Source organism: Natrinema limicola JCM 13563 (assembly GCF_000337475.1).
In the GTDB taxonomy this organism is placed as follows: domain Archaea; phylum Halobacteriota; class Halobacteria; order Halobacteriales; family Natrialbaceae; genus Natrinema; species Natrinema limicola.
In genome coordinates this window covers 129221-150166 of the sequence record NZ_AOIT01000016.1, presented here as the reverse complement: position 1 = coordinate 150166, position 20946 = coordinate 129221, and the positions used below count along the sequence as shown (strand labels likewise).

At 64.9% G+C, this 20946-nt stretch carries 21 protein-coding genes and 1 tRNA gene; 14 read left to right on the top strand and 8 right to left on the bottom strand.

Features of this window, described 5'->3' with window-relative positions; genetic code table 11:
* Positions 1–45 precede the first annotated feature (45 nt).
* Both C476_RS02540 and C476_RS02535 read right to left on the bottom strand, forming a co-directional pair.
* Positions 46–1599 (bottom strand): class I SAM-dependent methyltransferase, encoded by a 1554-nt coding sequence (locus C476_RS02540; protein WP_008009529.1) that lies wholly within the window; start codon positions 1597–1599, stop codon positions 46–48.
* Positions 1596–2363 (bottom strand): prephenate dehydrogenase/arogenate dehydrogenase family protein, encoded by a 768-nt coding sequence (locus C476_RS02535; protein WP_008009527.1) that lies wholly within the window; start codon positions 2361–2363, stop codon positions 1596–1598. Before C476_RS02535 ends, C476_RS02540 begins: the two co-directional genes overlap by 4 nt.
* Positions 2364–2511: 148 nt before the next feature.
* Here C476_RS02535 and C476_RS02530 point away from each other — a divergent pair, with 148 nt between their 5' ends.
* Both C476_RS02530 and C476_RS02525 read left to right on the top strand, forming a co-directional pair.
* A complete protein-coding gene (locus tag C476_RS02530; protein WP_049911547.1) occupies positions 2512–3246 on the top strand; it encodes a histidine kinase N-terminal 7TM domain-containing protein in 735 nt (244 codons plus the stop codon).
* Positions 3247–3314: 68 nt separating this feature from the next.
* Positions 3315–4358: an NAD(P)/FAD-dependent oxidoreductase gene (locus C476_RS02525; protein WP_008009524.1), complete on the top strand. Its 1044-nt coding sequence runs from the start codon at positions 3315–3317 to the stop codon at positions 4356–4358.
* Here the strand turns inward: C476_RS02525 and trkA are convergent.
* From trkA to C476_RS02510, 3 genes are all read right to left on the bottom strand, one after another.
* On the bottom strand, positions 4353–5690 hold the full coding sequence (gene trkA, locus C476_RS02520; RefSeq protein WP_008009521.1) for a Trk system potassium transporter TrkA: 1338 nt from the start codon (positions 5688–5690) through the stop codon (positions 4353–4355). The two genes, C476_RS02525 and trkA, sit on opposite strands and share 6 nt — an antisense overlap.
* A 154-nt stretch (positions 5691–5844) precedes the next feature.
* Positions 5845–6366: an SRPBCC family protein gene (locus C476_RS02515; protein ID WP_049911565.1), complete on the bottom strand. Its 522-nt coding sequence runs from the start codon at positions 6364–6366 to the stop codon at positions 5845–5847.
* 130 nt (positions 6367–6496) lie between these two features.
* A complete protein-coding gene (locus C476_RS02510; RefSeq protein WP_008009518.1) occupies positions 6497–7675 on the bottom strand; it encodes a M48 family metalloprotease in 1179 nt (392 codons plus the stop codon).
* A gap of 186 nt (positions 7676–7861) precedes the next feature.
* On the opposite strand from C476_RS02510, the gene C476_RS02505 reads away from it, so the two are divergent.
* The 11 genes from C476_RS02505 to C476_RS02455 all read left to right on the top strand — a co-directional run bounded on the left by C476_RS02505 (position 7862) and on the right by C476_RS02455 (position 19001).
* Entirely contained in the window at positions 7862–8644 is a 783-nt protein-coding gene (locus C476_RS02505; protein ID WP_008009516.1) for an NAD(P)/FAD-dependent oxidoreductase, read from the top strand.
* A gap of 56 nt (positions 8645–8700) precedes the next feature.
* On the top strand, positions 8701–9435 hold the full coding sequence (locus C476_RS02500) for a competence/damage-inducible protein A (protein WP_008009515.1): 735 nt from the start codon (positions 8701–8703) through the stop codon (positions 9433–9435).
* Positions 9436–9505: 70 nt separating this feature from the next.
* Positions 9506–10678 (top strand): bifunctional phosphopantothenoylcysteine decarboxylase/phosphopantothenate--cysteine ligase CoaBC, encoded by a 1173-nt coding sequence (gene coaBC, locus C476_RS02495; protein ID WP_008009513.1) that lies wholly within the window; start codon positions 9506–9508, stop codon positions 10676–10678.
* A 193-nt stretch (positions 10679–10871) separates the two neighbouring features.
* On the top strand, positions 10872–11489 hold the full coding sequence (locus C476_RS02490) for a DUF7344 domain-containing protein (protein ID WP_008009511.1): 618 nt from the start codon (positions 10872–10874) through the stop codon (positions 11487–11489).
* Between the two features lie 126 nt (positions 11490–11615).
* Positions 11616–12185 carry a hypoxanthine/guanine phosphoribosyltransferase gene (gene hpt, locus C476_RS02485; RefSeq protein WP_008009509.1) on the top strand — a complete coding sequence of 190 codons (570 nt, stop codon included), beginning with the start codon at positions 11616–11618 and terminating at the stop codon, positions 12183–12185.
* Between the two features lie 181 nt (positions 12186–12366).
* On the top strand, positions 12367–14031 hold the full coding sequence (locus C476_RS02480; protein ID WP_008009508.1) for an ABC transporter substrate-binding protein: 1665 nt from the start codon (positions 12367–12369) through the stop codon (positions 14029–14031).
* Positions 14032–14036: 5 nt separating this feature from the next.
* Positions 14037–14984, top strand: coding sequence for an ABC transporter permease (locus C476_RS02475; RefSeq protein ID WP_049911546.1), 948 nt, complete (start codon positions 14037–14039; stop codon positions 14982–14984).
* 3 nt (positions 14985–14987) lie between these two features.
* The gene (locus C476_RS02470; protein WP_008009504.1) at positions 14988–16121 is read left to right on the top strand and encodes an ABC transporter permease; all 1134 of its coding nucleotides are present in this window, start codon (positions 14988–14990) and stop codon (positions 16119–16121) included.
* On the top strand, positions 16121–17200 hold the full coding sequence (locus C476_RS02465; protein WP_008009502.1) for an ABC transporter ATP-binding protein: 1080 nt from the start codon (positions 16121–16123) through the stop codon (positions 17198–17200). The genes C476_RS02470 and C476_RS02465 overlap by 1 nt, the downstream gene beginning before the upstream one ends.
* Positions 17197–18516 carry an ABC transporter ATP-binding protein gene (locus C476_RS02460; RefSeq protein WP_008009500.1) on the top strand — a complete coding sequence of 440 codons (1320 nt, stop codon included), beginning with the start codon at positions 17197–17199 and terminating at the stop codon, positions 18514–18516. Before C476_RS02465 ends, C476_RS02460 begins: the two co-directional genes overlap by 4 nt.
* Positions 18513–19001 carry a hypothetical protein gene (locus tag C476_RS02455; protein WP_008009498.1) on the top strand — a complete coding sequence of 163 codons (489 nt, stop codon included), beginning with the start codon at positions 18513–18515 and terminating at the stop codon, positions 18999–19001. The genes C476_RS02460 and C476_RS02455 overlap by 4 nt, the downstream gene beginning before the upstream one ends.
* A gap of 346 nt (positions 19002–19347) precedes the next feature.
* Here the strand turns inward: C476_RS02455 and C476_RS02450 are convergent.
* The 3 genes from C476_RS02450 to C476_RS02440 all read right to left on the bottom strand — a co-directional run bounded on the left by C476_RS02450 (position 19348) and on the right by C476_RS02440 (position 20465).
* A tRNA-Met gene (locus C476_RS02450) sits at positions 19348–19422 on the bottom strand.
* Positions 19423–19562: 140 nt separating this feature from the next.
* Positions 19563–20009: a GtrA family protein gene (locus C476_RS02445; protein WP_049911545.1), complete on the bottom strand. Its 447-nt coding sequence runs from the start codon at positions 20007–20009 to the stop codon at positions 19563–19565.
* A 189-nt stretch (positions 20010–20198) separates the two neighbouring features.
* On the bottom strand, positions 20199–20465 hold the full coding sequence (locus C476_RS02440) for an HAH_0734 family protein (protein WP_008009493.1): 267 nt from the start codon (positions 20463–20465) through the stop codon (positions 20199–20201).
* 199 nt (positions 20466–20664) lie between these two features.
* Here C476_RS02440 and C476_RS02435 point away from each other — a divergent pair, with 199 nt between their 5' ends.
* Positions 20665–20946: a 50S ribosomal protein L44e gene (locus C476_RS02435; protein ID WP_008009492.1), complete on the top strand. Its 282-nt coding sequence runs from the start codon at positions 20665–20667 to the stop codon at positions 20944–20946.

Sequence of the window (20946 nt, the reverse complement as noted above, 5' to 3'; positions counted from 1 at the left end):
GACCCGTCCTGCAGTCCCACCGGTCACTCGGGACAGCAGACCGTCTTAGGCGAGCCGATCGACGATCGTCTCCTCGTCGACGACAAGATTGTAGGCTTCCTCGTCGTCGTTCCAGAGCGCGAGGATCCGCTCGAACGAACAGACCTCACCGTAGTCGGCCTCGAGCAGCGGCCGGTTGAGCGACGTCTCGTTTGTCACCACAGCGTAGTGGTCGATCTCCTCGCTGCCATCGCTGATCTTGAACAGCGGGTTCGAGCGGCCCCCGCCATGACCGTCGTGGTCGTCGCCACCGCTCAGCGATCGGCTGAGCTTTGCCGCGACGAGGTCGATCCGGTTGGTGACGTGGCGTTCCATCTCGGCCATCTTCGCCCACTCGCTGGTCTCGAGGGCCATATCGATCCGGCGACGGCCGTCCAGACGCAGCTGGGAGTAGGAAAACTGGACGTCGACGTTGACGAACTCGCCGGGATCGTGGTCAGCATCGTCGGCTGGCGTCGCCTCGTCGAGATGGCGCTGGAATCCCGGCACGGCCAGATCCGGTCGCACGTCGAACGACCAGCCACGATCCGAGGGCGTGTCACCGGGCCAAAGCCGAACCGTTGGACCGTAGACGGTCACTGTACCGCGTCGGCGGTCGGCTGCCGTCGCTTCGTCATCGCTGTCGGCAGGCGCAACCGCATCCCGGTCCCACAGCCGCTGGCCCTCGAGTTCGCGTTCGACCTCGCGCAGGCCCACGCTGGTGTTTTTATCTGCAGGTGCCATCGCGAGGAACGTCCCCTCGGGTGCGAGCGTCTCGAGGAACGACCGTGCCATTGTGGCAGGCTCGTCGAGTTCGCTCAGCACGTTACAGGCGAGCACGAGATCGAAGCCGTCGTCGGGTGCGGTCGGCTCAAAGTCGTCGCTGGCGGTTTCGCTCGGGTCGAACGCCTCCGCGGTCGTCCGGTGGATCGTCGTGTGGACGTTCCGTCCCGTCTCCGCGAGCAGGTCCTCGAGGACGTCCGCGGCCGCGCTGGGTTCGATCGCGTGGTAGTCGACCAGCGCGTCATCGGGGAGATAGTCACAGAGCCCGAGCGCGGGCCCGCCGACGCCAGCGCCGATGTCGAGAACTCGAAGGGTGCGTCCCAGCAGCCCTCGATCAGCGAGGTCGTCGAGCGCGTACTGGACGGCGGCGTAGTAGGCCGGCAGGTGGTAGATCGCATAGCCCGCCGCCACGTCGTCGTCGTACTCGACCGAGCGGCCATCGAGGTAGTCGGCTTTGAACCGCCGGATCGTCGATCGAAGCAAGTCGCCAGAGACCCCGTCGTACCAGTTGGGGCCATAGCGGTCGGCGAGCAGGTCCTCGAGCCGCTGTTCGTACTCGGCCGGGAACGCCTCGACCGGTCCCCGGCGGGGCCGCACCGGGTCGTCGTCGACGGGGACGAACGTCCCATCGTCTCGCTCGAGCAAGCCGAGATCGACGGCCTCCTCGCGGAGAAGCTGTTTGACGACCGCCGGATGCGGTGTTCCTTCGATGTAGTCTGCGATCTCGTCGGGGTCGATCGGTCGAACGTTACGCAGATACTTCGCGTTCGAGCGAACGGCCTCGCGATGGTCGCTCACGTCGTCTCACCTCCGCTGTCCTCGCGGTCGTCGTGCCAGTTCGCGGCTGCCTCTTCGTACAGTGTCTCGAGTTCGTCCGAGTCGGCGGCAGCGATCTCGGCAGCGGCGTCGGCGACGGCGTCGGCACCGTCGAACGTCGCCTGAATGTCGGCGTACACCCGCGGCGTCCCCGCCGTCACCTGTCTCGCGAGTCGTCCCATCGCGTCGTAAATCGGCGTCTCGAATCCCTCGGGAACCGACTCCGCTGCGAGAGCAAAGGAAAGCACCGCGGCGTGGGTCGCCGCCTGCACGGTCTCCATCGCTTCGTCGTGCTCTGCGGCCGTCGTCTCGAGTAACTCGTTGCCACGAGCCTCGAGCGTTGCGAGCAACTCGTCAGTTACCGGTCCCGACCGATTGCAGACGACGGCGATCGAGCCGGGGGCCCGTTCGGGGGCAAACAACGGATGGAGGCTAACCCGTTCGACGTCAGGCGCGTGGCGTTCCATCGCTGCAAGCGCGGGTTCCATTACGCCCGAGACGTCGACGATCGCCCGCTCGGCCCGCGGGGCTTGGGCGGCGATCGCATCGGTGACGTGAGTCATCGGCACCGCGAGACAGACGACATCGTAGCTCGTCTCCCCCTCGAGAGCCGCGACATCGCCCCCGACGGCATCCGCCGCAGCCGCTGCGGCGTCGCCGTCGATATCGGCGAACGCGACTCGAGCATCGACGGCGTCGCCGAACCACGTCCCCATCGACCCTGCGCCGACGATCAGTACGTCCATTGCTCGCTCCTACCTGCCGGCATCGCAAAAGCCGTTCGATCGATACGCACGCAGTCGCACCGACACCCGCCACAGGTGTACTCGTCGTCAGTTCCGTCGTGCGACGGCACGTCAGAATATACAAGTTATTTGAAACGGGACTGGGTGTATGGATTCCGGCCAATTGCTATCCGTATTGCTTATTGCAGGGGCCGGTCTCATCGTCCTCACAACCTACCCGTACCTTGCGACCGGGATCGCGTACCGCGACCGCGATAACGGCCTATCGTATATCCTCTTTCTCATGGGCGTCGCGGTTTGGAACGGGCTGTTCGCCGCACAGGCGCTCGATCCACGGCCGATCGTGAAGGGGTTTTTCTTCAGCATCGCAACGTTGGGTGCTGTTCTAGCCGGCCTGGGCTGGCTGCTGTTTGCCAGTACGGCGAGTAGCACGCCGTTCCTCGATCGTCGCCGACTGGTCTATCGCGTCGTTGCCCTGCTTGCTGGGATCGACATCACGCTGGCGATTACCACGCCGACACACTCACTGTACTGGACCGTGACGGCCACTCCGTCCGTCTCGCTTGCCTTCACCGATATCGTCCCAAACGTCGGCTACTGGCTGCATACAGTGTTCCTCACGGCCCTATTCGGTGCTGGTGCGACCCTGTTCGGCCGCGCATGGCAGAACGGAACCGACGTTGCATACACGCGATTATATACCCTTGCCGGGTTCACGACGGCTGCGGCGATCCTCGGGAGCAGTGTGCTGCTTTCGGGCACGACATCCATCGCACCGCTTGCTGCCGGGAGTCTGACGACGATCGGCTGGATACAGGCCCAACAGAAACGGTATCTCCGACTCCCGCGGCCATACCGGTGGCTAAACAACTTGCTTCGGTGATGGCTCGCCATTGAACCCTAACAGTGTCGGCCAACAGTCTCCTGTAGGGCCGGGTCCAAATTGCGCCCATGACACATGTTGGGATCGTTGGGGCTGGCGTCGGCGCAGCAGCCGCGACGTACACTCTCGAGGAACCACGCGACGACGTGACCGTGACGGTCCTCGAGAAATCCGGCGGACTCTGTGGCCGGGCGGCGACCAGACGCCGCGACGGGATCGTCTACGACTACGGCGCAAACTACGTCAAATCCGACGACGAACGAATCGTCGAGTTACTGACGGAGACGCTCGACACCGAGGGGTTAGTCGACGTGACCGATCCCGTGTGGACGTTCGACCACACGGGCGAGGTGTCGCCGGGCGACGGCCGCGACGAGCACAAGTGGACCTACCGCCAGGGATTGACTCAGATCGCAAAGCGGCTCTTTGCACGTACCGACGCGACCGTCCACCGCAAGACACGCATCGAGACGATTATCCGGACCGCAGACGAGACGTGGGAACTCGAGGACGCCTCCGGAACCCGTTGGGGCCCCTTCGACGCCCTGCTTCTGAATCCCCCGGCCCCCCAGACCGCCGAGTTGCTGCGGACGGCCGACTGGGAGAGCGACGCCCGCGAGTCGCTCCTGTCGGCCGTCGACGCCGTTCCCTACCGGACAGTCTGGACCGGGATCTTCCACTACCCGTTCGCACTCGAGCGTCCCTACTACGCGCTCGTGAATTCGGACAAGGCTCACGCGGTGGGCTGGGTCGGCCGCGAGGAGTGCAAACCCGGCCACGTTCCCGACGGCGAGTCGCTGCTGATCGTTCAGGCCACCCACGAGTGGTCGGTCGACCACTACGACGAGCCACCGGCCGAGACGCTTGCGGAACTCGCGGCGCTGACCGCCAACCTCGTTGGCGACGAGCGCCTGCGCGATCCAGACTGGACGGACCACCAGGGCTGGCGGTATGCGCTCCCGGAGGGCGGCGTCTCCCGCGAGCCACTCGCGCGCGCCGAACGCGCGGGCCTGTACTGTCTCGGCGACTGGGTCGCCGGCGAGGGACGCATCCACGCCGCGCTCCGAAACGGCCTCACGGTCGGCGAGCGAGTCGCCGACGCCGACCTATAGCGCGGCGGTCGCTTTGTCGACCACTCTCGTATCGACGAAGACCACCACGTGATCGTCGCCCTCGACGACGGTCTCCCCGCGTGGCGTGATCAGCTCCCCATCGCGGGTGATCGCCCCGATGACGATTCCATCCGGAAGGTCAGCTATCGCCTCCTCGATCGGCGTCTCGAAGAGCACGCTGTTCGAACCGACCTCGATCTCGAGGACCTCGGCACGGTCTGACTCGAGCATGGCGACGTTTTCGGTTCGCCGGGCGCGGGTAAAGCGGGTGATCTCCTCGGCAGTGACGAGACGGGGGTTGACGCCGACGTCGAGCCCGACCGTCTCGAAGAGGTCAACGTATTCGCTGGCCTCGACGACGCCGATGGTTCGCTCGACGCCGACCCGCTTTGCGAGCAGCGAGACCAGCAGGTTCTTTTCGTCGCTGTCGAGGGCGGCGACGACGAGGTCGGACTCGTCGACGTGTTCGCGGACGAGAAAGTCGATGTCGGTCGCGTCGCTTTGCAAGACCAGCGTCTCCGGCAGGGTCTCTGCCAGTTCTCGCGCCCGCGCGGGATCTTGCTCGATGAGTCGCGTGTCGATCCCCTCGGCTTCGAAGAGTCTGGCCGTCTGTGCGGCGATCTCGTCACCGCCGACGATGACGATCTCGCGGACGTCCTCGAGCGATGGGGGTGGCGTCACGAAATCGGCAAACGAACGGACGCTCTCTACGGACCCGATGACGACGATGGCATCGCCGGCCCTGATGACCGTCTCACCGGCCGGAATGATGATGTCGTCGCCACGCAAGAGTGCGGCGAACGTCAGCGACTCGTAGCGGTCGGCGTCGGACACCGTCTCGCCGGCGAGCGGACTGTCGGCCATCACTTCGAACTCGGCCATCTGAACGAGCCCGCCGGCGAACGTCTCAGCGTCGTGTGCGCCGGGCAGGCCGGCGATCCGAACGATCGATTGGGCGGTCTGGAGGTTCGTCCCGACCATGAAATCGACGCCGAACGCTCCCTTGGATCGCTCCCAGGTCCGCAACAGGCCGGTCTGTTTGACGCGAGCGATCGTGAACGGATCGCCGACGGCCTTCGCCGCCCCGCAGATGACGATGTTCGTCTCGTCGATATCGGTGCTTGCGATGACTAGCTCCGCGTTCTCGATGCCGGCTTCCTCGAGCGTCTCGATGGCGGTCCCGTCGCCCTGGACGGTCAGCACGTCGTGGGAGTAGGTGATCGCCTCGATTCGGCTGGGGTCGGTGTCGACGACGACGACGTGGTGGTCGTGCTCGAGGCTAGCAGCGATGTTCGACCCGACCTGCCCTGCGCCGACGACGATCACGCGCACCGGCGGCTCACCCGCGACGATCGCAGACGCGAAACGGCGTAGCTCCGGCTCATGGTCTCGCTATCGGGTCCCGCCAGTAAGTCGGTTGGCCCTGCACTCGACTCGTGAACTGACCGGCCGGGCTAGCCGTCGGCAAGCAGTCTCCGACGGAGGATCAGGGCATCTCGTGGACCGTCAACTCGACGTTACGCCGCTGGCCCTCGATATCGGCGACCAGTCGCTCGACGACGGTTTCCGCCTCCGCGAGCAGTTTGGGCTCGACCTTGTCGATGACCCAGTCTAACGAGACGAACCGCGGCAGCGCGATCGCGTTCGTGTTCGCCGAATAGGGGTTATAGATGGCATCGAAGTAGATCCGACTCGCCGTCGGAGCGTCCGCTGGTGCCGACTCCGGTTCCGGTTCGACGCGCCACTCGCCACGGGCGTCGATGTCGTTGACCAGCCGCCACTCGAGCGAGTGTGGCGGCGTAATGTCGATCACCTTCGAGCGGGCGGTGTAGCTGAGCTTCCACCACGTCAGCGTGAGGTCGTAGACCGAGCCGACGTCGCCGTCGCCGTTGATCCGGACCTCCTTCAGATGGTCCGTATATCGCGGATAGTCGGCGAACGAGCGCACGTGCGGAAACACCTCCTCGGGTGACCGGTGGGCGAGCGTACTGAGGAGAATCCTGTCCACATCGCTCATATGGTGCCGTTCAAACGTAAGGATTGCTGTGAAGTACCTCGGGGACAAGCCCCGAGGCACTCGCCCTACTCAGCCTGTAGAACTGGCCGGAGGCGGCACAGACTGCAGGGCCAGGGCAGGTTCAGTCGCTCGAGGGCGTTCGCGACCGTTCTCCATCGACGCCGTTGCGGAGCGCAGCGATGCGGTCTGCGATCGGCGGATGATGGGTCGCGAGACTGTAGAGGAATCCCGCCTCGAGTCGAACGTCGTTTGCGTCGGCCAGCGTCTCGAGGGCGGCAATCGTCGCCTCGCGACCGACCGTTCGAGCTGCGTAGGCGTCCGCCTGAAACTCCTGCCAGCGCGCGAGTGCGCCAAGCAAGACGACGCGATACAGGACGTACAGTCCCATAAGCAAGCCGACAACGCTGAACGTCGACTCGAACCAGCCGCTCCCGAACTGCGGAGCAATGAGCGCCCAGACGCCGACGACGGCACCGGTAAGCGCCCCGCGTTGCCACAGGTGACGGCCCGCGACGTGGCCGAATTCGTGGGCGAGGATCGCCTGCAGCTCATCGTCGTCACACGCCGCGAGCAGGTGATCGGTCAGGAAGACGTATCGCCGTCCGGGAAGCGAACCCGCGACGAGCGCGTTCGCTGTCTTGGTCGACTCACCCTCGAGCAGGGAGATCCCCTGGGGGCTGTAGCCCGCTTTTGCACAGAGGCGCTCGATCCGCTCGCGGCGCTGGCCCTCGAGTGGGACGTGATCCCGGGTGAGGACGAGCAGATACGGCGAGAGACCGAAGCCGGCGACGACGAGTATGCAGAGCGTGACGACCAGGCCGAGCCGCGACACGCTGACGGCCGAGCCAAGTGCGAGGAACGCACCGATCCCGACCACTGCAATGGCAATAGCGATCGTCAACACAGTGAGTACCCGCCTGACGCGTCGCCACGCCGATGCGCCCGTCTCTCGGAGCGCGCGGACCGTGGGATACGTGCCGAGTGCCATCGAGACCAGCGGGACAGCGACGATGGCAAACGTAAGCAGGACGCGGACTGCGAACTCGAGGACGGCGACGCCGAACAGGTCCGGGCCTGCCGTCTCGACGGGGGCTGTCGCTCGATCCAGCAGCCCGAACGCATACACGCCAAGCAGTGCGAGGGCCGGCAGTCCGAACCCGGCTGCCTGCTGGACGCGATTGAGACGGTGCAGGCGGTCTTCGATCGGGGAGTTCATCGCTTCGACGCGCCGAGCGTACGCTCGAAGCCCGAAGAACGGTCCGATCGCGAGGACGAAGACGAACGCAGCGACGCCGAGCATGGCCTGCGGCTCGATACCACTACCCAAAGTTATGCATCGCATTCGGCGCGAAACAGTGGCCGGTCCGACACGCAGTGTCTCGTTACGGCGGTGGGTCCGATGCGACGCCCATCGACCTCGAGACGCCGCTGTACCGGAGGATCTCGATGAAAACCCTTCTATACGTGTCGTGACCAACCGATGGCCATGCGAGACGTCTGTATCGTCGGCGGCGGCACTGCTGGTCTCGCCGCGTCGATCTTTACCGCCCGCGCAGGACTCGACACCCTCGTCATCAGCGAGGGACCAAGTCCCTCGAGCAGCCGGACGCAATCCGGTGACGACGGGGGCGAATCGATCCTCGCACGCAACGCCAGCCTCGAGAACTACCCCGGCTTCCCGGACGGCGTCGACGCCCGCCGGTATCTACAACTCACCCGCGAGCAGGCCCGAAACGCAGGTGCAGAATTCGAACTCGGGCGTGTGACGCGTGCCGAGCCGATCGATGAGGACGATCTCGAGGCCGGCTTCGTCCTCGAGACGGAAGGTGGCGACCCGATCGAAACACGTCGCATGATCGCGGCTTCGTGGTCTGACAGCGAGTACCTCGTCCCGTTAGACGTCGGCCGCATCCAGCGCGGGAGCAAACACTTCGTCGACACCGACGACGCCGGTCGGACGGCCGTCGACGGCGTCTACGCCGCGGGCCGCCTCGCAGACGAGCCCCATCAGGCGATCGTGGCGGCCGGCCACGGCGCGAAAGTCGGCCTCGCCGTGATCCACGACTCGGACACGAACTTCTATCACGACTGGGTCGCCCCCGAGGGTTACTTCACGGGCCGGGGCCGCGAGGTGCCGCCGGGCTGTGAGGAGATCGACGACCAAGAGCGCCGCGCGCGTGACGAACGGGCGCGAGGGCGTCTGCTCGAGGCCTTCGCGGAACCGCTTGATGAGGTGCCGACGATGCACCCGAGCGTCGAGCAGGACTAAGTCGACCAAGCGACGCGACCGTATTCTTTTGCCCGACGCGCGCGTCGATTCGATCGATGGAGGTCGCCATCCTCACCATCGGCGACGAAGTACTCGCCGGGGACATCGCGAACACGAACGCACAGTGGCTCGCGGCCCGGCTGACCGACAGCGGCGCGACCGTCGACCGAATCCTGACGATCCCGGACGATCGCGACCGCATCGCGGCGACGATCGACGAGTGGACGGCCGACGTCGACGCCGTGATCGTGACCGGTGGCCTCGGCGGCACCCACGACGACGTCACTGCCGACGCGCTCGCGGACGCGTTCGACTGCGAGTTGGTCGTCGACGAGACCGTCCGGCAGGACGTCGTCGAGACCGTCGCAAACTACCGGGATCGCGACCCCGAGACGGTCACGGCCGCCGACCTCGAGTTCGACGTCGACGCCTGGGCAGCGCTGCCCGCTGGGAGCCGCCCCCTCTGCAATCCCGAAGGGCTCTGTCCGGGTTGTGTACTCGAGAACGTCTACGCGTTCCCGGGCGTGCCCGCGGAGATGCAGGCGTTGTTCGAGCAGGTCGCCGCGGAGTTCGATGGCGAGACGATCTCACGGGTCGCATACACGCCCCAGCCGGAGGGGACGATGGCCGAGGCCATCGACGGCGTTCGCGAGCACTTCGACGTGACGATCGGCAGCTATCCGGCCACGGAGCGACAAAATCGCCTGAAGGTGACTGGCACCGATCCCGCAACCGTCGACGCAGCCCTCGAGTGGCTCGCCGAGCGGGTCGATCTCGTGGCCGAAGAGTAGAACGGGTGCCGGCGTGCAGTCGGCGACGCCTCGCTACGCTTAACACACCCCGAGAGTGACTAGCAGACGAATGCTCGAGGGAGTCAACGTCGCGCTCGGGGTGACAGGGTCGATCGCGGCCGTCAAGACGGTCGAACTGGCCCACGAGTTGCGACGCCAGGGTGCCACAGTTCGCGGGGTGATGACCGGCAGTGCACAGGGGATCATCCACCCCTGGGCGGTCGAGTTCGCCACCGACAACGACGTGGTCACGGAGATCACGGGCAGCGTCGAGCACGTCGACCTCTGTGGGTACGACGGCTGGGCCGACGTCTTGCTCATCGCACCGGCGACGGCCAACACTGTCGGCAAGATCGCCGGCGCTGTCGACGATACGCCCGTGACGACGTGTGCGACGACCGCACTCGGTGCCGACACGCCGGTCGTGATCGCCCCCGCGATGCACGAACCGATGTACGACCATCCCGGCGTGCTCGAGGCCATCGACACCGTCGCCGAGTGGGGCGTCGACTTCGTCGACCCGCGCATCGAAGAAGGCAAGGCCAAGATCGCCAGCGAGGAGGCGATCGTCTCCGACGTGGCTCGCGCGGCCGGCGACCGGCCGCTTGCAGGCCAGCACGTCGTCGTGACCAGCGGGGCGACAAGCGAGGCGATCGATCCCGTCCGCGTCATCACGAACCGCTCGTCGGGGAAGATGGGCCGCGCCGTCGCACAGGCCTGCTACGTCCGCGGCGCGGACGTGACACTCGTCCACGACGGCCCCGACGTGCCCTACGCCACAGTTCGGCCGGTCGAGAGCGCTGCGGAGATGCTCGCGGCCACCCGCGAGGCCTGTGCGGATGCCGACACGCTCGTCTCCGTGGCCGCGATCAGCGACTACACCGTCGAGGCGAGCGACGAGAAGTTGCGTTCGGGCCAGGAGCTGACGCTCGCGCTCGAGCCGACGCCGAAGCTCATCGACGAGATTCGCGCCGAGTACCCCGAGTTGCCGATCGTCGGCTTCAAAACCGAGACCTCCGGCGACGAGGGGGCGATGATCGAACAGGCCAGACGGACCTTGGAGCGGGCCGGCCTCGCCTTTGTCATCGCCAACGACGCGAGCGTGATGGGATCGGAGACGACGTGTGCCCTGTTGGTCCACGCGGACGATGCTGCTCGCTACGAGGGGACGAAAGCTGGATTAGGTGGCGAAATCGCCGACTCGATCGCGGCGATGCTCGGCATCGGGTCGACGGACAGCTAAGGTCGGAAGGAAGTGTTGTGTCTATAGGTCAACAGATGTAACTCGCCGTGTGGCTGGGCCGTAACCTCGTGACACCACCGCTCTCGACAAGCCCGTCAAGACAATTATATGGATGGAATTCATTCGTTCGAACTAATGAGTATTCGAGCTGATCAAAGGGGAGTGCAAGGTCGGGTCGGTCCGGCACTGGGAGGTGACTGAGGTGGCACAACAGCTACGGACTGAAGACGCTTCGACGGCCGACAGTGACGAGCACGAGGTGACCGACGAACCGCTCTCGAAAGGCGAGATCTTCGAAGTCCTGCGGAACCAGCGACGGCGCTACGTCGTACAGTATCTCAAACAGGACGACCGGCCGGTCGAACTCGGCGACCTCGCCCAGCAAGTCGCCGCCTGGGAGTACGACACGACACTCGAGGGAGTCACACCCGAGCAGCGAAAGCGGGTCTATACGACGCTCCAGCAGACCCATCTCCCGAAGATGGACTCGACCGGCATTCTCCGCTTTGACTCCGATCGGGGCCTCATCGAGTCGACCGACCGAACCCGAGACATCAGCGTCTATCTCGAAATCGTCCCCGGCCGAGAGTTCGCATGGCGGGAGCTGTATCTCTCCATGGGAGCGATCAGTTGTGCACTGGCTGCGTCGCTCTGGCTGGAGATCTATCCGCTGAGCCAGTTCTCGGATCTGACCTGGCTGTCCGTCATCGCAGGCATGTTCACGCTCACAGCGGCTGCACACATCTACTACGAGCGAAACATGCGTCTCGGACACGGCGACCAGCCGCCGGAACTCAGCTACAGCGAGTGACGACTGGCGATGAACACCTCGACCAGCCCGAACTCGTGATCGTGTGGGCAGCAAACACATCCCGCCGCTTGGCGGCTCACTCGGCCGGATCGTCAACTTTTACTCTCCGACCGTCCGACCGACGACATGGATAAACTCAAGCAGTCCCTCCTCGACGCGCCGATCATCGAGAAGAACGGCTATCATTACTTCGTGCACCCGATCAGCGACGGCCTCCCCAAACTCGAGCCGGGTCTGTTGCGCGAGATCGTCATCCGAATCATCCGCAAGGCCGAACTCGAGGACGTCGATCGGATCGTCACGCCCGCGGCAATGGGCATTCACATCTCGACGGCAGTCTCCCTGATGACCGACATCCCGTTGACCGTGATCCGAAAGCGCAAGTACGGGCTCGAAGACGAGGTCGCGATCTCTCAACAGACCGGCTACTCGGAAAACGAGATGTACATCAACGACGTCCGCGAGGGCGAGCGCGTGCTCGTCATCGACGACGTGCTCTCGACGGGCGGGACGCTCGCGGCGGTGCTCACTGCACTAGACGATATCGGTGCGGAGGTCATCGACACGGTCGCCGTCATCAAGAAGGTCGGCGGCGAAAACAAGGTCGACGACGCCGGCTACGACGTCAAGACGCTGATCAACGTCGACGTCGTCGATGGCGAGGTCGTCATCGTCGACGAGGAAGGCGATTCGTAAGCGAGCGTCGACGCCTGTTCCAGCACCCGCCGCTGAATCGACCGCAGACGAGCGGCTGGATTGTCACCGGTGGCTGTGGAGTTCGGACGACGAGTAGCGACAGGACTCGCCGTCGGCGGTCGAATCGGTCCATCTCGGCCCAACACAAGGAATATGGTCGCAGAATCGGAATCTCACGCGTATGGCTGGGAATAGTGTCGGGTCAGGTGAACGCACTCGGCTGCGACGGCGTTCATTTCTGACGCGTGCGGGGGCCCTTGGGGGTGCAGGACTGGCGGGCTGTCTCAGCTTCGACAGCGCCACGACCGACGGTCCGGCCGCGGAACTGATCGAGGAGGGGTTCGCGGCAGCGGACATCGAGCCGCCGTTCGAAACGACGATCGCCATCACGCAGGACGAAGAGCGAAACCGGTTCGCACAGCTCTTCCAGAGCGAACTCGACGGAACCGGCTTGTTCGATGTCGAAATCGAATCGCGGGATTTCGGCTCGCACGTCGAGGCGATGCTTTCTGCGGCAGATACGGAAGAAAACGCCATCTTCGTTTCGAGTTTGACCGGCGGCTGGGATCCCAGCAACTACGTCACCATGCTCTTTCACTCGGAGAACCGGACGCCAAACGGGCTCAACGTCGGCCACTACGAAAACGAAACCGTCGACGAGTGCATCGACGCTGGGCTCACCGAGACCGACCCCGACGAACGTGTCGAGATATATCGGACCCTGCAAAAAGAACTGGTCGCGGACTCGCCGGCATCGTTCGTCCGGTTTCGCGAGGCCACGCACGTCTGGGATGGCGATGTCGTCAACGACTGGCAGACGTACCCGCTGCAGCCGGGCTCATACTACGCGGTGTACGCCCCCTGGGCCGGTGTCTACACCGACCTCGAGGACGAAACCGAGTTCATCGGCGACCTCGGCAGCGACGTCACGAACTACGATCCCGTCGAAATAAACGGGGTCGTCTCGAGTCAGGCGACGGCGCTCGTCTACGAGCAACTCGTCGGCGTCGACTTCGACGGCGAGGTCCAGCCGATGCTCGCGACCGACTGGGAGCAACGCAACGCGACGACGTATCGGTTCTCTCTCCGCGAGGGTGTCCAGTTTCACAACGGCGAGGAACTCGCTGCCGACCACGTCAAGCACTCGTTCGAGCGCTATGAGGGAACCACACGGGAGAGCGACGTCTACGACTGGTACGAAAGCAGCACGATCATCGACGAGCACACGATCGAGATCAATTGCTGGCGGGAGTACGGCCCGTTCGAGACGGCACTGTTCAACGTCTCGATCGTCCCGCTGGCCGCGATCGACGGCGAAGGCGAAGACGACCACGACCACGACCTCCAGACGAAACCGATCGGGACCGGCCCATATCGGTTCGTCGAACACGAGTCCGGAAGCCACTGGCGACTGCGCCGGTTCGACGACCACTGGTTTGCGGGCGACGAGACGGTCCCCGCGACCCCACCGATCGAAACCGTCACGCTCGAGATTATCACCGAACAATCGTCCCGGCAGGCAGCCCTCGAGCGCGGTGATCTCCACTTCAGTTACAACCTGCCGTCGGCGAGTCTCAGCGATTTCGAGGAAAACGACGACTATGGCGTCGGCCGGCGTGTCAGTGGCGGCTTCGATATGATTTTTTACCCCTGCTATCTGCCCCCGTTTTCCGAGCCGTCGGTTCGCCGCGGCTGTAACATGTTGGTCCCGCGCGAGCGCACCCTCGAGACCGTCTATCACGGGATCGGACAGCTGGCGTATACTCCGATCTCACCGCTGCTCGAGGACTACGCGGGCGAATCGTTTCAGGAATCGATCGCAAACGAGTACGTCCGCCCGAACTGACATCGATGTCTCTCGGTCGATACGTGGGTCGACGGCTGGCGGTCACGGTGCCGGTCCTGTTCGGCGTCACTGCACTGACGTTCTCGTTCGTCCACCTGCTGCCGGGTGATGCGGTCGACGCAATCGTCGGCTTTCGAGCCGTCAGCCCCGCGACCGAGGCGGCGACCCGGGCCGAATATCACCTCGACCAGCCGGTATGGGACCAGTACCTGTTGTGGCTGCGTGATGCGATCACCCTCGAGTTCGGCGAGTCGCCGGTCACCGGCCGCGACGTGTCGGCGACGATCGGCCGCCGGCTTCCGGCGACGCTCGCACTCGGTGGGGCGGCGTGGCTGCTCGCGCTTGCGATCGGGATTCCCGCGGGGATCGTCGCCGCCGTCAGAGCGGGCGAGCCAGCCGACGAGGTTGGGCGGCTCGCGGCGCTTGCCGGGATCGCGACGCCGAACTTCTGGCTCGGCCTCATCCTGTTGTTCGTCTTCAGCGTCCGGCTCGGCTGGTTTCGGGTTCTCCCACCGGACGCACCGCTCGTGAGCCTCGCGACCGCGAAATTTCTCGTGTTACCGACGATCACGCTGGGAACGGCTTCGGCCGCGCTCGTCATGCGCCTGCTCCGGTCGTCGATGCGACGGGAACTCGACGCAACGTATGTCACAGCCGCGCGCGCGAAGGGGCTCCCGGAACGGACGGTGATCCTGAAACACGTCTTGCGAAACGCCGTACTGCCGGTCGTCACCGTCGCTGGCCTCCAGCTCGCGTTCCTGGTCGACGGGGCCGTCGTCGTCGAGGGGATCTTCTCCTGGCCGGGTATGGGCCGGCTGCTCGTACAGTCGGTTCTTCAGCGGGATTACCCCGTTATTCAGGCGATCGTCCTCGTCATTGGCATCGCGATCGTCCTTGCAAATCTGCTCGTCGACATCGTCTACGCGATCCTCGATCCACGCATTCGATACTAACAGATGAGCGACCGACAGCCCACCACCGACCGCGGCCGCATTCGCATCGTCGGCTTCGACGAGGCCACCGAACAGAAGCGGGACAGCGATGCGAGTAGCGACGCCGCCGACGCTGATGGCGCGGCGGCTGACCAAAGCATCGCCTCGAGGGCAGCCACAGGCATCGAGTCGACGACAGCGTCGACGTCGGCGCTCGCTCAGCCGGGGCGTCGTCTCGAGAACGCGTGGCGGCGGTTCCGCCGAAACCGGTCGGCGATGGCCGGGCTGGCAGTCCTCATCGTCATGACGGTGCTCGCAGTCTTCGCCCGGCCGATCACGGTGGCGACGGCTGAGGTGACGGTCACGCTGCAGCCGTTCTCGCTGGCTCCCTCCGATCCAGCTGCGATGTTCGTCGGGCCGCCGAACGCCTCGCCCTCGCCGGCACATCCGTTCGGAACCGACTGGGCGGGCCGCGACCAGTTCTCACGGGTGCTCGTCGGCGGCCGGTACACGCTGAGCATCGGCCTCGTCGCCGTCGGGCTGGCGCTCTGTGTCGGTGTCCCACTGGGCGCGATCGCCGGCTATTTTGGCGGCTGGATCGACGAGGCGATCATGCGGGTCGTCGACGTGCTCTATGCGTTCCCGTTTCTGGTGTTGGCGATCGCCATCGTTCCGATCCTCGAGCCGGTGCCGATCCTCGGGAGCGGCTACTGGACGGTGGTGGTCGCACTCGCCGTCACCGGCTGGGTTGGCTACGCCAGGCTGATACGCGGCGAAGTCCTCTCGGTGCGCGAACGCGAGTACGTCACGGCCGCGCGGGCGCTCGGCGTTCCCGATCGGACGATCATCCGACGGCACGTCGTGCCAAACGCCATCGCACCCGTCGTCGTCCAGGCGACGCTCAATATCGGGACGGTCGTTCTCACTGCGGCGGCGCTTGGCTTTCTCGGCCTCGGTCTCGAGCCCGGCAGCGCCGAGTGGGGCGCGATGCTTGCACAGGGCCGCAGTTCGCTGCTCCGGGGCGACTGGCACGTGACCGTCTTCCCCGGGCTCGCGATCTTCCTGTTCGTGCTGGCGATCAACCTCGTCGGCGACGGCATCAACGACGCACTCGAGCCCAACCGGGACGTCGACGACGACCGGAGGCGGATGCGCTGATGGCGCTACTCGAGGTCGAAGATCTGGTCGTCCAGTACTACACCGACGACGGCGTGGTCCGGGCAGTCGACGGTCTCAGCTACGAGATCCGCGCCGGCGAGACGGTCGGGCTGGTCGGCGAGAGCGGGGCCGGGAAAAGCGCCGCCAGCCGCGCGGTGCTCCGCCTGCTCGACGGAACCGGCGAGATCGTCGGCGGCGAGATCCGCTTTCGCGGCCGCGACATTCGCGAGTTGTCGGCCGACGACCTCCAGGCGATCCGTGGCAACGAGATCGCGATGGTCTTTCAGGACGCCGGCGCGGCACTCAACCCCGTCTACACCGTCGGCGAACAGATCGCCGAGACGATCCGTGTCCACGAGGACGCCAGCGACGGCGAGGCCCGCAACCGGACGATCGCCCTCCTCGATCGGGTCGGAATTCCGAACCCGGCTGCCCGATACGCCGACTACCCCCACGAGTTCTCCGGCGGGATGCAACAGCGGGCCGTCATCGCAATGGCGCTGTCCTGTGATCCCGCCGTGCTCATCTGCGACGAGCCGACGACCGGCCTCGACGTGACGGTCCAGGCCGGCATCCTCGAGTTGCTCGCGGAGCTCGCAGCCAAGTCGGAGACGGCGATCCAGCTGGTCACTCACGACCTCGGCGTCGTCGCGGAGCTGTGCGATCGGGTGCTGGTCCAGTACGCTGGCGAGATCGTCGAGCGCGCGCCAGTCGACGAACTGTACTACGACCCCAAACACCCCTACACCGTCGGGCTGTTAGCCGCGACGCCACGGCTCGATGACGACCGCGAGCGTCTGCCGACGATTCCGAGGCCGGCCCCCGATCTCGTGGATCCGCCGACGGGCTGTCGGTTCCACCCGCGCTGTCCGTACGCGGAGGACTGCTGTGCCAGCCGTCGCCCGTCGCTTGTCGATCCAGTGTCAGGTCGGCCAGTCGACGGCGATCCCGAGACCCACGTCGCCGCCTGCCTCGAGTACACTGGCGACCTCGAGGCCGGGCTGGACTACGAGGTGCAGATACGAGACGACGCGGACAGTAACTGCCGTGAACGGAAACAGCAAGGTGAGCCGCGATGACCGGCAGCGATGACGAGCCGCTGTTACGCGCCGAAGGGCTTGCGACACACTACACAACCGCCGACGGCATCCTCGATCGACTGCTCGGCCGCGGCGAGACGGTTCGGGCGGTCGACGGCGTCGACCTCGAGCTTTACGCCGGTGAGACCGTCGGCCTCGTCGGCGAGAGCGGCTGTGGCAAGACCACGCTCGGCCGCACGCTCGTTGGACTGCTCGAGCCGGCCGCTGGCTCGGTCACCTACCGCGGGACCGACCTCACCGCGTGCTCTCGAGCCGAGCTGCGGGAGCTGCGAAGCGAGATCCAGTACGTCTTTCAGGACCCCCTCTCGAGTCTGAATCCGCAGTTGACCGTCGCCGAGATCGTCGGCGAAGCGCTCGCGGTTCACGACGTCGTCCCGCCGGCGCGCCGCGACGAACGGGTTCGAGAGTTGCTCGAGACGGTCGGATTACGGGCCGATCATGCGACTCGATATCCCCACGAGTTCTCCGGTGGGCAGCGCCAGCGGATCGGCATCGCCCGCGCGCTCGCCGTCGAGCCCGAGGTGCTCGTCTGCGACGAGCCGGTGTCCGCGCTCGACGTTTCAGTTCAGGCTGGGATTCTCAACCTGCTGGCCGACTTACAAGACCAGGTTGGACTCTCCTATCTGCTGATCACTCACGATCTCTCGGTCGTCGAGCACCTCGCTGACCGGGTGGCCGTGATGTATCTGGGTCAGTTCGTCGAAACGGGATCGACCGCCGAGGTCTTCGCCGAGCCATCCCATCCCTATACCGAGGCACTGCTGTCTGCGATTCCCGAACCCGACCCCCGCTGGGACGGCGACCGGATCGTCCTCGAGGGAGCCACCCCTTCGCCGACCGACATCCCGCCGGGCTGTCCGTTCCACACGCGCTGTCCGCGGGTACTCCCACCCGCGGCATCCGATCTCGGCGACGATGAGTTCCGCGCCGTGATGGCGCTGCGAACCAGACTGAGCGACGCTGACGCCGACGCCGGACTCGCGGCGCTGCTCCCGCGAGTTGACGACCACACAGCCGGTCCGGCTGCGCTCCGAGATGCCTACGACATCCCCCGACAGCTCTCCGATCCGGACGCCGACGACGCGCTCACGGATGCGCTCGAGGCTGCCATAAACGGGAATCTCGAGGCCGCGCGGACCCGGCTCGCGTCGGCGTTCGAGACGCCCTGTGAAACGACCGACCCGGTGCTAACGTCGGGGTCGGAAACCCATCCGATCGCCTGCCATCGGTTCGACGACCGGTTTACAGGTGATACCGACGCCACCCAATCTGGGACGCGATCGACCGACAAATGACTCGAGACGCCCGCCTACACGAGCGCGCGACCGACGAGCGCACGCGGACGATCGACTGGGCGGCGCTCAGCCACGCGGTGACACCGCGGGCGCTGCGCTATCGGGCGATCGACGTCGGCGTGTCGACGGACAAACGGCGGTACGACCCCGGCGAGCCGGTCGAGATCACGATCACGTTTCGCAACCGGCTCCCGATCCCGATCCGGATTCGGACGGACTCGCCGAACTACTGGTACTGGACCGTCGACGGGCTCCGAGCGGCGTCACAGGTGCCTCGAGCGGTGCCCGACCGGCCCGCCGCGTTTTCGTTCACGCGGCGTGAACGCAAACGCTTCCAGCGGCAGTGGCACCAGCGAATGCAAGTCAGCGAAGACGAATGGCAGCCGGTCGATCCCGGTACGTACACGCTTGCAGTGTCTCTCACTCGCTCGGACGCTGCTGCTCGCGGGCTCATCGATCACACCACTATCGAAATCGTCGACTGACCTGCTGGATTTCCGACGGTGGATTCGTGGCCAGCGGCTCGAGAGGGGGTGCTCAAGCGCGGCGCTGAACGGTTGTCAGCGGCGTGTTCACGGTCAGAAAGCGCGAGACGGCGTTGAATTGTGAGTCACTCCTCGTTCTGTGCTGTCCGATTCGAGATCCGACCGTGCTCGAGATGAGACTCACGGGTTTGGTCACGCTAAAACGTCGCGGGAGGGAGATTTGAACCACGCCGACTTCGGTCGCTTCGCTCCCTCGTCGTCTAGTTCAAATCTACTCATCGTCTTTCGACGAATTCCGGACTCACTCCTCGCTCCACTCGTCGTTCGTCGGTGAATTCGTCAAAAGTAGCGGGAGGTAGATTTGAACTACCGATCTGCGGGTTATGAGCCCGCCGGAATCTCCTGGCTATCCCATCCCGCTACCTGTTCATACCCGAGTCGCCTAGTTAAGGGTTGTGATTCGGATGCCGTATGCGGGTTTCTCCCGTTAGCGGTGGCGTTGAGGGTGCCAAGCCCCCGCCCCCAAGAAGCGATCGGAGAGAGCGAGTAGGGCGGGGTAGTTCACTTCTGATGGACCTGCCACGTATAGAGGCTCTCACAGGTGTAATTAACGAAGAAGCCAACGCCGATCCCGACGACGTTCGCCAGCACATACCAGACCGCAAACCGACGAACCAGAACAGCTAGTACCGCCAGCGTCACGAGAAACCCACCGAGTCGGACCACGTTTGAACGCAGGAATCGCTTCCCCAGGGGTCGAAGTCCACTCTTTCCGTAGTCAGCGAACGTCCATCGTTCGTTGATCGCAAAGATTACCGCGATGCCGAGCTCCCAAGAGAGCACTTTCGCGATGACCGGACCGAGAACTGTCGCCTCGACTACCAACACGAGAACCACATTGTCGACGGCCGCTCCGACGGCACCGACGCCGACGAACTGCCCGAATCGCGTCGTCGAACACAGCGCACGAACCCGCATCCGGACGACCTCTGACAGGGAATTACTCATCGTCGTATTCGGCCTCGAGCGTACCGGTCACTGTCGACGGCTTGGATTTCCATCTTCCGGTCGCCATGTAAAAATAGCAACTAAGAGATAGATCTGTGAACTCGAGCACGCTGTCTGAGTTGCCAATGGAAGCCGGTCATGAACGGACTGGTTGGACAGGACTCGGGACGGGAGTTGTACCGATAGCGATCAGATCGCGAGATCGGCTTTCGGCCGGATAACTTCGACATCCTCGGCCTCGACATGGTCGACCTCGAGGAAGTGTGGCACGTAGTTTCGCTTCTCGTAATCCTCGTACTCGTCTTCCTCGCCGACGGTACACCAGAGCTGGACCCGGTCAGGACCGTGGTACTCGCCGTTTCTGTTGATCCCAAAACAGACCACTTCCGACTCCCCGTATCGAATGATGGCTCCATTTCGAATGCCGGGATCGCCGTGGATGATGAGCTGCTTCATGCCTTCAGCTTCACAGGAGAGCGGATTAAACGCTTCGGAGGCTGCTGTCGCCTCGCAAACCGGACGACGGAGAGCAGTCCCGTTTGCAAGTCAACAGCGAGCGTGGCCGGCAGCCCACCGTCGCCCGTGGGCGGTGGTCCGGCGGCTATCAAACGGTTTTTAAACAGCGCTGCCATAGGCCACAGCAAGTGAGATAACCATGCAGATGCCACGCCGATTCAATACGTACTGCCCGCACTGCAACGAACACCACGAACACGAAGTCGAAAAGTCCCGAACCGGCCGCTCCTCGGGTATGAAATGGGACGCTCGCCGTACCCGGCGCAACAGCGCGTCGATCGGGAACTCCGGTCGCTTCTCGAAAGTGCCCGGTGGCGAGAAGCCGACCAAGAAGACCGACCTCAAGTACCGCTGCAGCGAATGTGGCAAGGCCCACCTCCGCGAGGGATGGCGCGCTGGCCGACTCGAGTTCCAGGAGTGA

What these genes read in the sequence shown, in the direction of transcription:
- C476_RS02435 (WP_008009492.1), top strand. Translation starts at nt 20,665, where the DNA reads ATGCAGATGCCACGCCGATTCAATACGTACTGCCCGCACTGCAACGAA.
- C476_RS02440 (WP_008009493.1), bottom strand. Translation starts at nt 20,465, where the DNA reads ATGAAGCAGCTCATCATCCACGGCGATCCCGGCATTCGAAATGGAGCC.
- C476_RS02475 (WP_049911546.1), top strand. Translation starts at nt 14,037, where the DNA reads ATGTCTCTCGGTCGATACGTGGGTCGACGGCTGGCGGTCACGGTGCCG.
- C476_RS02470 (WP_008009504.1), top strand. Translation starts at nt 14,988, where the DNA reads ATGAGCGACCGACAGCCCACCACCGACCGCGGCCGCATTCGCATCGTC.
- C476_RS02460 (WP_008009500.1), top strand. Translation starts at nt 17,197, where the DNA reads ATGACCGGCAGCGATGACGAGCCGCTGTTACGCGCCGAAGGGCTTGCG.
- C476_RS02500 (WP_008009515.1), top strand. Translation starts at nt 8,701, where the DNA reads ATGGAGGTCGCCATCCTCACCATCGGCGACGAAGTACTCGCCGGGGAC.
- C476_RS02530 (WP_049911547.1), top strand. Translation starts at nt 2,512, where the DNA reads ATGGATTCCGGCCAATTGCTATCCGTATTGCTTATTGCAGGGGCCGGT.
- C476_RS02480 (WP_008009508.1), top strand. Translation starts at nt 12,367, where the DNA reads ATGGCTGGGAATAGTGTCGGGTCAGGTGAACGCACTCGGCTGCGACGG.
- C476_RS02505 (WP_008009516.1), top strand. Translation starts at nt 7,862, where the DNA reads ATGCGAGACGTCTGTATCGTCGGCGGCGGCACTGCTGGTCTCGCCGCG.
- coaBC (WP_008009513.1), top strand. Translation starts at nt 9,506, where the DNA reads ATGCTCGAGGGAGTCAACGTCGCGCTCGGGGTGACAGGGTCGATCGCG.
- C476_RS02525 (WP_008009524.1), top strand. Translation starts at nt 3,315, where the DNA reads ATGACACATGTTGGGATCGTTGGGGCTGGCGTCGGCGCAGCAGCCGCG.
- hpt (WP_008009509.1), top strand. Translation starts at nt 11,616, where the DNA reads ATGGATAAACTCAAGCAGTCCCTCCTCGACGCGCCGATCATCGAGAAG.
- C476_RS02445 (WP_049911545.1), bottom strand. Translation starts at nt 20,009, where the DNA reads ATGAGTAATTCCCTGTCAGAGGTCGTCCGGATGCGGGTTCGTGCGCTG.
- C476_RS02465 (WP_008009502.1), top strand. Translation starts at nt 16,121, where the DNA reads ATGGCGCTACTCGAGGTCGAAGATCTGGTCGTCCAGTACTACACCGAC.
- C476_RS02535 (WP_008009527.1), bottom strand. Translation starts at nt 2,363, where the DNA reads ATGGACGTACTGATCGTCGGCGCAGGGTCGATGGGGACGTGGTTCGGC.
- C476_RS02455 (WP_008009498.1), top strand. Translation starts at nt 18,513, where the DNA reads ATGACTCGAGACGCCCGCCTACACGAGCGCGCGACCGACGAGCGCACG.
- C476_RS02510 (WP_008009518.1), bottom strand. Translation starts at nt 7,675, where the DNA reads ATGCTCGGCGTCGCTGCGTTCGTCTTCGTCCTCGCGATCGGACCGTTC.